Origin of the sequence: Rathayibacter sp. AY2B7, from assembly GCF_002931635.1 — a bacterium.
GTDB lineage: Bacteria > Actinomycetota > Actinomycetes > Actinomycetales > Microbacteriaceae > Rathayibacter.
The window spans coordinates 1-6,548 of sequence record NZ_PSUC01000143.1; the positions used below are offsets into that span (position 1 = coordinate 1).

Below are 6,548 nucleotides of genomic sequence, written 5' to 3' on the forward strand. Positions count from 1 at the left end.
CGACGCGGTTGGTGAGCGTCTCGCTGGTGCCGTCGGAGCCGGTGCTGGAGCCGGTGACGCTCGCGATCATGTTCAGGCGCACGCGCACCGCCTCGTCGGGACGCCAGGCGTCCGCGACCGCCGCTCGCGCGCCCTCCTCTCCGATCACGATCGGCGGACCGGCGGGGACGAGCGGCCGGAGGATCATGCGGCCAGGTGCGCGCGGACCTGCCGCTTGGTGCGGCCGAGCAGCGCGGTCATGCCGCGCAGGCGCAGCGGCGAGACCGCCTCCGAGAGGCCGATGGTCTGCGGGAAGTCGTCGGGGACGGCGAGCACCTGCTCGGGGGTGAGTCCGGCCAGGCCCTGCGCCAGGATCGACGCGAAGCCGCGCGTCGTGGGCGCCTCGCGGGGAGCAGTGGCGTGCAGGTGCACGATCCCGCCGTCGACGTCGACGACGATGAAGACCGGCGCCTGGCACTCCTCCACGCGCTCGAAGAGGTCCGGGTGGTCGCGGTAGCGCTCGGGCAGGTCGGGGAGCTCGTTCGAGAACTCGAGCAGGAGCTGCAGGCGCTCCGGCTTCTCGAGGGCGAGGAACTCCTCGCGGATGTCGCGCAGAGCGTCGGGGAGCGTGGTGTCGGTCATCCGGTCCAGTGTCTCATCGGGGGAGGGGCGGCGGGCGGTCGCAGCGGAGGCCGGGAGCCCGGATCCGGCCCGTCGACGGGCGGATCGGCGCTCCCGGCCTCCGTCGTGACGCGTCAGCGGGCCGCGGGGGCCTCGCCGGGCTCGGCGCCCTGCACGATCGGGACGCGGACGGCGCTGCCCCACTCGGTCCAGGAGCCGTCGTAGTTGCGGACGCCCTCGAAGCCGAGGAGGTGGGTCAGCACGAACCAGGTGTGGGCGGAGCGCTCGCCGATCCGGCAGTAGGCGATGACGGAGTCGCCGTCCTTCAGCCCCGCGCCCTCGCGGTAGATGCCGTTCAGCTCGTCGAGGGGGCGGAAGGTGCCGTCCTCGGCGGCGGCCCTGCCCCAGGGCACGTTCTGCGCGCTGGGGATGTGACCGGCGCGCAGGGCGCCCTCCTCCGGGTAGGCCGGCGCCGTGGTGCGCTGCCCGGTGAACTCCTCCGGGGAGCGGACGTCGATCAGCGGGTTGCCGAAGTGCGCGAGGACGTCGTCCTTGAAGGCGCGGATCTCGGCATCGCTGCGCTCGACGACCGGGTACTCGGCGAGCTCCGGGGAGGAGGCGTCCGTGGTCGTCGGGCGGCCCTCCGCGAGCCACTTGTCGCGGCCGCCGTCGAGCAGACGGACGTCCTCGTGGCCGAAGAGGGTGAAGACCCAGAGCGCGTAGGCGGCCCACCAGTTGTTCTTGTCGCCGTAGACGACGACGGTGGTGTCGCGGGCGATGCCCTTGCCGCCGACGAGCGCGGCGAACGCGGCACCGTCGATGTAGTCGCGCTGCACCGGGTCGTTGAGGTCGGTGTGCCAGTCGATCTTGACGGAGCCGGGGATGTGACCGGTCTCGTAGAGCAGGACGTCCTCGTCGGACTCGACGACGACGAGACCGGGAGTGCCGAGGCGCTGCTCGAGCCAGTCGGCGCTGACGAGCCGTTCGGGGTGCGCGTAGGAGGCGAACTTCGGCGACGGATCGGTTTCGACGGACAAGGAGGACCTCCAGGATGGTGCGCGGAGCGCGGGCGTGATTCCACGGCGGGCTACGCTGGAGCCCGCCCTTCAGCGACAGTACGCGTCCGCGGACGACGCCGCACGGAGGGCGCCGTAAGAGTTCGACACAGAACCGCGGCGGCTCCGTGCCCGGTGCGGCCGCCGCCACTGAGCGCACGGACCCCCGCCGTGCGCAGGATGCGAGACGCGAGTGAGCCCCGACGACGTCCGATCGACGAGCAGCCTGACCGCCCGCTCGCCCCAGATCAGCGGGCACGAGATCGCGTCGACGCTGGTGCCCCCGCGCCAGTTCGAGGGCGCCACCTTCGAGAGCTACCGTCCCGACCCGGAGTACCCCTCGCAGGCCGACGCGGTGGAGGCTCTCCGCGCGTTCGCCGCCGGCGGCGGATCCAAGGGCGGCGGAGGCGGCTTCCTGGGCTTCGGCCGGAAGAAGGCCCCCGCGGTCAAGCCGGGCGTGTACCTCGACGGCGGCTTCGGCGTCGGCAAGACCCACCTGCTCGCGGCGATCTGGCACGCGGTGCCGGGCCGCACCTACTTCGGGACGTTCATCGAGTACACCGCGCTCGTCGGCGCGCTCGGCTACGCGGCGACCGTCTCGCTCCTCAAGGGCTCGGCGCTGCTGTGCATCGACGAGTTCGAGCTGGACGACCCGGGCGACACGATGCTGATGACGCGGCTCCTCGGCGAGCTCGTCGCCTCCGGGACCCGCATCGCCGCGACCTCGAACACCCCGCCCAACGCTCTGGGCGAGGGGCGCTTCGCCGCGGCGGACTTCCTCCGCGAGATCCAGTCGATGGCCGCCCACTTCGAGACGATGCGGATCGACGGCACCGACTACCGGCGCCGCGACATCGAGGGCCACGCCGTGGTGCGCACCGACGGGGAGATCGACGCTCTCGTCGCGGCCGCCCCCGCCGGCTCCGTCGTCACCGACGACCCGTTCGCGGACGCCGTGCACCACCTGGGCACCGTGCACCCCTCCCGCTACATCAAGGTGATCGACGGCGTCGACACCATCGTGCTCCGGGGCGTCACCGCTCTGACCGACCAGACCGACGCCCTGCGCCTCGTGGCCTTCATCGACCGGGTCTACGACGCGCAGATCCCGGTCCTCGCCTCCGGGACGCCTCTCGACGAGGTCTTCGGCGGCGACATGCTGAGCGGCGGCTACCGCAAGAAGTACCTGCGCTCGATGTCGCGGCTCATCGCGCTCACCTCGATGGCGCCCCGCTCCTAGGGCGGATCCGCTCTCCTCCCGGTGTTCCCGGGGTCGTCGTCGTGCCGTCCGCCAGCGCCCCGTAACGCGCTTTTTACACAGGGGCCTCGGCCGTAACCTCCGCGAAACGCGGTGCCTCACGGGACGAAACCTCGCGCCACCAGACTGTCGGCTACCCGAGGTGACCCGACACCCGCGTGTCTCCAGGCCGTGCTCCGACGCAGCGTCCTCGCTCCGGGCTTTTCTCTGCACACTCACGAGAGGTTCAACAATGGATCAAGGCAATACCGCGTTCCTGCTCATCGCAGCCGCGCTGGTCCTGCTCATGACCCCCGGGCTCGCCTTCTTCTACGGCGGCCTGGTGCGTGCGAAGAGCGTCATCAGCATGATGATGCTCAGCTTCGGAGCCATGGGCCTCATCGGGGTCCTCTGGGTCCTGTACGGCTACGCGATCGCGTTCGGCAACGGCCCGTCCGGCCCCGCAGGGACCGACACCTTCGTCGGCATCGACGGCGTCCTCGGCATCGACACCGCCCAGATCGGCCTGCAGGGCATCTACAACGACGCGCTCGGCGAGCAGACGTCGGCCTACCCGACGCTGGCCTTCGCCGCGTTCCAGGCGACGTTCGCGATCATCACCGTCGCGCTCATCTCCGGCGCCATCGCGGACCGCGCGAAGTTCGGCGCCTGGATGGTCTTCGCCGGTGTCTGGGCCACCGTCGTCTACTTCCCGGTCGCCTCGTGGGTCTTCAACTTCACCCTCGGCGACGACGCCACCGTCGTCGACGGCGGCTGGATCGCCTACGGCGTCGGCGCGATCGACTTCGCGGGCGGCACCGCCGTCCACATCAACGCCGGAGCGGCGGCCCTCGCCCTCGCCCTGGTGCTCGGCAAGCGCGTCAACTTCACCAAGGGCGCGCACCAGCCGCACAACCCGCCGTTCGTGCTCCTGGGCGCCGGACTGCTGTGGTTCGGCTGGTTCGGCTTCAACGCCGGCTCCGAGCTCGCCGCCGACGGCATCGCGGCCGTCGCCTTCCTGAACACCATCGCCGCTCCGGCCGCCGCGATCCTCGGCTGGCTCGTCGTCGAGAAGATCAAGGACGGCAAGCCCACCTCGATCGGCGCCGCCTCGGGCGCGGTCGCGGGCCTCGTCGCGATCACCCCGGCGTGCGCCAGCCTGTCGCCGTTCTGGGCGATCGTCCTGGGCGTCATCACCGGCGCCGTCTGCGCCCTGGCGATCGACCTCAAGTACCGCCTCGGCTACGACGACTCGCTCGACGTGGTCGGCGTGCACCTGGTCGGCGGCCTCATCGGAACGCTCTACATCGGCTTCTTCGGCACCGGCGTGGGCCTGTTCCTCACCGGCGACGCGAGCCAGCTCGGCAAGCAGGCCCTCGCGGCCTTCACTGTCCTCGCCTATTCCTTCGTCATGACGCTCCTCATCGGCTGGATCATCCAGAAGACGATGGGCTTCCGCGTGAAGAACGAGGACGAGATCGCCGGCATCGATACGGCCATCCACGGCGAGGCGGGCTACGTCCTGGCGGACTGACCCCCTAATCCGCAGCACCCGACGGGGTGCCGGCTCTCCGGAGCCGGCACCCCGTCGGCGCGTCCGGGACGGGCGACCGCCGGGCGCGCCCCGCGGGCGGGCGGCTGAGAATCCGGGCTAGGGTTCCGGGGTGCCCTCCTCGCGCTCGGTCGTGTCCCTGCTCCTCCGACTCCTCGGCCGCGCGGTCGCCCCGCGGCCGGACGCCGGGCCCCGCCCGCAGCGCCCGTACCTGAGCACGACGGCGCCGACCCCGGGCGCGAGCGGAGTGGGCCGCACCGTCGAGGTCGACCCGTCGCGGCTCCGCGGGGTCCGCCTGGGCTACGCGCCCACGCCCGACGGCGACCCGGACCCGGGCGAGGTCGTCTGGACCTGGGTGCCCTACGAGGAGGACGACGGCCGCGGCAAGGACCGCCCGGTGCTCGTGCTCGCGGTCGAGAAGTCGGGGACGGTGCTCGCCGTGCGGCTGAGCTCGAAGGAGCACTCCGACTACCTGGCCGTCGGCACCGGCGGCTGGGACCCGGACGGGCGCCCCAGCTGGGTCGACCCGGAGCGCGTGTTCCGCGTGCACCCCGCCGGGATGCGCCGCGAAGGAGCAGCTCTGGAGCGTGCTCGGTACGACGCCGTCGCCCGGGTGCTCTCGGCGCGGTACGGCTGGCACTGAGCGCTCGACGCCGTCGAGCGGCCACGAGTGGTCGCCGCTGAGCGCCTCAGGGGAGATCCCTGCCCGTCGAACGAGGGCCGTGCTCCTCGGAGGAGGCGTCAGACCGGGTCGATCGGCACGAAGCCCGCGTACTTCGCGGCGCGGCCGTCCCCGGAGGACGTGCCGGTGAGCCTGCGCTGCACCCACGGCGCGACGTGCTGCCGGTAGTACTGCACGGTTCCGCCGCGCCGGAGTGCGGGCTCGAGAGCGTCGGGCAGCGCGGCGGGCGGCGTGAGCCCGAGCGCCCGCAGAACCCGGTCGGCCACCCGCCGGTGCCCCCGCGGGCCGAGGTGCAGACGGTCCTCCGACCACAGCTCCGGGTCGGCGAAGGCGGGGTCGTGCCAGTTGTCGGCGACGACCACGTCGGTCCGGTGGCTCGTCCGACGCAGGACGGCGTCGGTCAGCGCGTCCCCGCGGCGGCGGATGAGCGAGCCGAGCGGGAGCCGCGCCGACGGGTCGGCGCCGGCCAGGGCGATCAGCACGACGCCCTGCTCGTCGCAGCGCTCGAGCACACGGAGGTAGGCGTCGGCGATCCGCTCGATGTCCGCGCGCGGGCGCAGCATGTCGTTGCCGCCTCCGTTGAAGGAGAGGTGGGTCGGTCCCAGGGCGAGCGCGGGCTCGAGCTGCTCGGCGAGGATCGGCGCGATGAGCCGGCCCCGGATCGCGAGATTGGCGTACTCGATCCGCTCGCCCGTGGCCGCCGCCCATCCCGCGGCCGTCAGATCGGCCCAGCCGCGGGGGGTGCCGTCCGGCCGCTCGTCGCCGACGCCCTCGGTGAAGGAATCGCCGATCGCGACGTAGCGGACGGCCGTCATCGGCGGGTTCCGGAGGTGCGCATCGTGGCACTGTACCGCTCCGCGGCCGGGCTCAGGCGCGGCGCCTCAGCGGGGTGACCGGTGCCGAGCGGATGCTGCTGGGGCGGGCCGGCGTCGCGGCGCCCGGCGCTGCGGCGAGCAGCTCCTCCTCGGGCCGGGTGCCGGGTCGGTGCTCGCGCTCGGGACGCGGGGCGGCCCGGAACCAGGCGGCCAGCGCGGAGGACCGGCGGTGCCTCCGGTGGTCGCGGTCCAGCTCGGCGGTGCCCCGGTAGCCGGAGCCCCGGGCGATGCGGTCGAGGCCGCCGAGAGCGACGGGGGTGCTCGCCATCAGGACGGCGGCCAGCTCGAGTCGGCGGAGGGCGAGGTGCTCGTCGAGGCCGAGCCCGTAGCAGCGGCGGAACCGCAGCCGCAGCAGCAGGGCGGGCATCCGCAGCTCGGCGGCGAGGTGGTGGACGGTGAAGCGCCGATCGAGGTAGCGCTCGTTGACGAGGGCGGCCGCCGCGATGGCGACGACGTCGGCGCGGTACCCGGGGGCCAGCAGGCCGAGGTCGCCACGGCCGAGCACGCGGGCGGGAACGGCGGTGAGGGCGGCGACGGACGCCTCCAG

7 protein-coding genes and 1 pseudogene are annotated in these 6,548 nt (G+C 73.1%); 3 read left to right on the top strand and 5 right to left on the bottom strand.

What is annotated here, in order from left to right; all coding sequences use genetic code 11:
* The 3 genes and pseudogenes from C5C27_RS16145 to C5C27_RS16155 all read right to left on the bottom strand — a co-directional run.
* A pseudogene (locus C5C27_RS16145) lies at positions 1–187 on the bottom strand (hypothetical protein); the annotation flags it as partial.
* A complete protein-coding gene (locus tag C5C27_RS16150; protein WP_104238764.1) occupies positions 184–621 on the bottom strand; it encodes a SufE family protein in 438 nt (145 codons plus the stop codon). The gene C5C27_RS16150 and the pseudogene C5C27_RS16145, both read right to left, overlap by 4 nt.
* Positions 622–734: 113 nt before the next feature.
* The gene (locus C5C27_RS16155; RefSeq protein WP_104314918.1) at positions 735–1,637 is read right to left on the bottom strand and encodes a sulfurtransferase; all 903 of its coding nucleotides are present in this window, start codon (positions 1,635–1,637) and stop codon (positions 735–737) included.
* 211 nt (positions 1,638–1,848) lie between these two features.
* Here C5C27_RS16155 and zapE point away from each other — a divergent pair, with 211 nt between their 5' ends.
* The 3 genes from zapE to C5C27_RS16170 all read left to right on the top strand — a co-directional run bounded on the left by zapE (position 1,849) and on the right by C5C27_RS16170 (position 5,087).
* Positions 1,849–2,895 (top strand): cell division protein ZapE, encoded by a 1,047-nt coding sequence (zapE, locus tag C5C27_RS16160; protein WP_104238765.1) that lies wholly within the window; start codon positions 1,849–1,851, stop codon positions 2,893–2,895.
* A 250-nt stretch (positions 2,896–3,145) separates the two neighbouring features.
* Positions 3,146–4,426 carry an ammonium transporter gene (locus C5C27_RS16165; RefSeq protein ID WP_104222080.1) on the top strand — a complete coding sequence of 427 codons (1,281 nt, stop codon included), beginning with the start codon at positions 3,146–3,148 and terminating at the stop codon, positions 4,424–4,426.
* 130 nt (positions 4,427–4,556) lie between these two features.
* Positions 4,557–5,087, top strand: coding sequence for a type II toxin-antitoxin system PemK/MazF family toxin (locus tag C5C27_RS16170; protein ID WP_167299028.1), 531 nt, complete (start codon positions 4,557–4,559; stop codon positions 5,085–5,087).
* Positions 5,088–5,185: 98 nt separating this feature from the next.
* Here C5C27_RS16170 and C5C27_RS16175 read toward each other — a convergent pair whose 3' ends face one another.
* Both C5C27_RS16175 and C5C27_RS18210 read right to left on the bottom strand, forming a co-directional pair.
* The gene (locus C5C27_RS16175; RefSeq protein WP_104314919.1) at positions 5,186–5,941 is read right to left on the bottom strand and encodes an SGNH/GDSL hydrolase family protein; all 756 of its coding nucleotides are present in this window, start codon (positions 5,939–5,941) and stop codon (positions 5,186–5,188) included.
* A gap of 52 nt (positions 5,942–5,993) precedes the next feature.
* On the bottom strand, positions 5,994–6,548 hold a 555-nt coding region (locus tag C5C27_RS18210; protein ID WP_374955286.1), incomplete at its 5' end, for a hypothetical protein.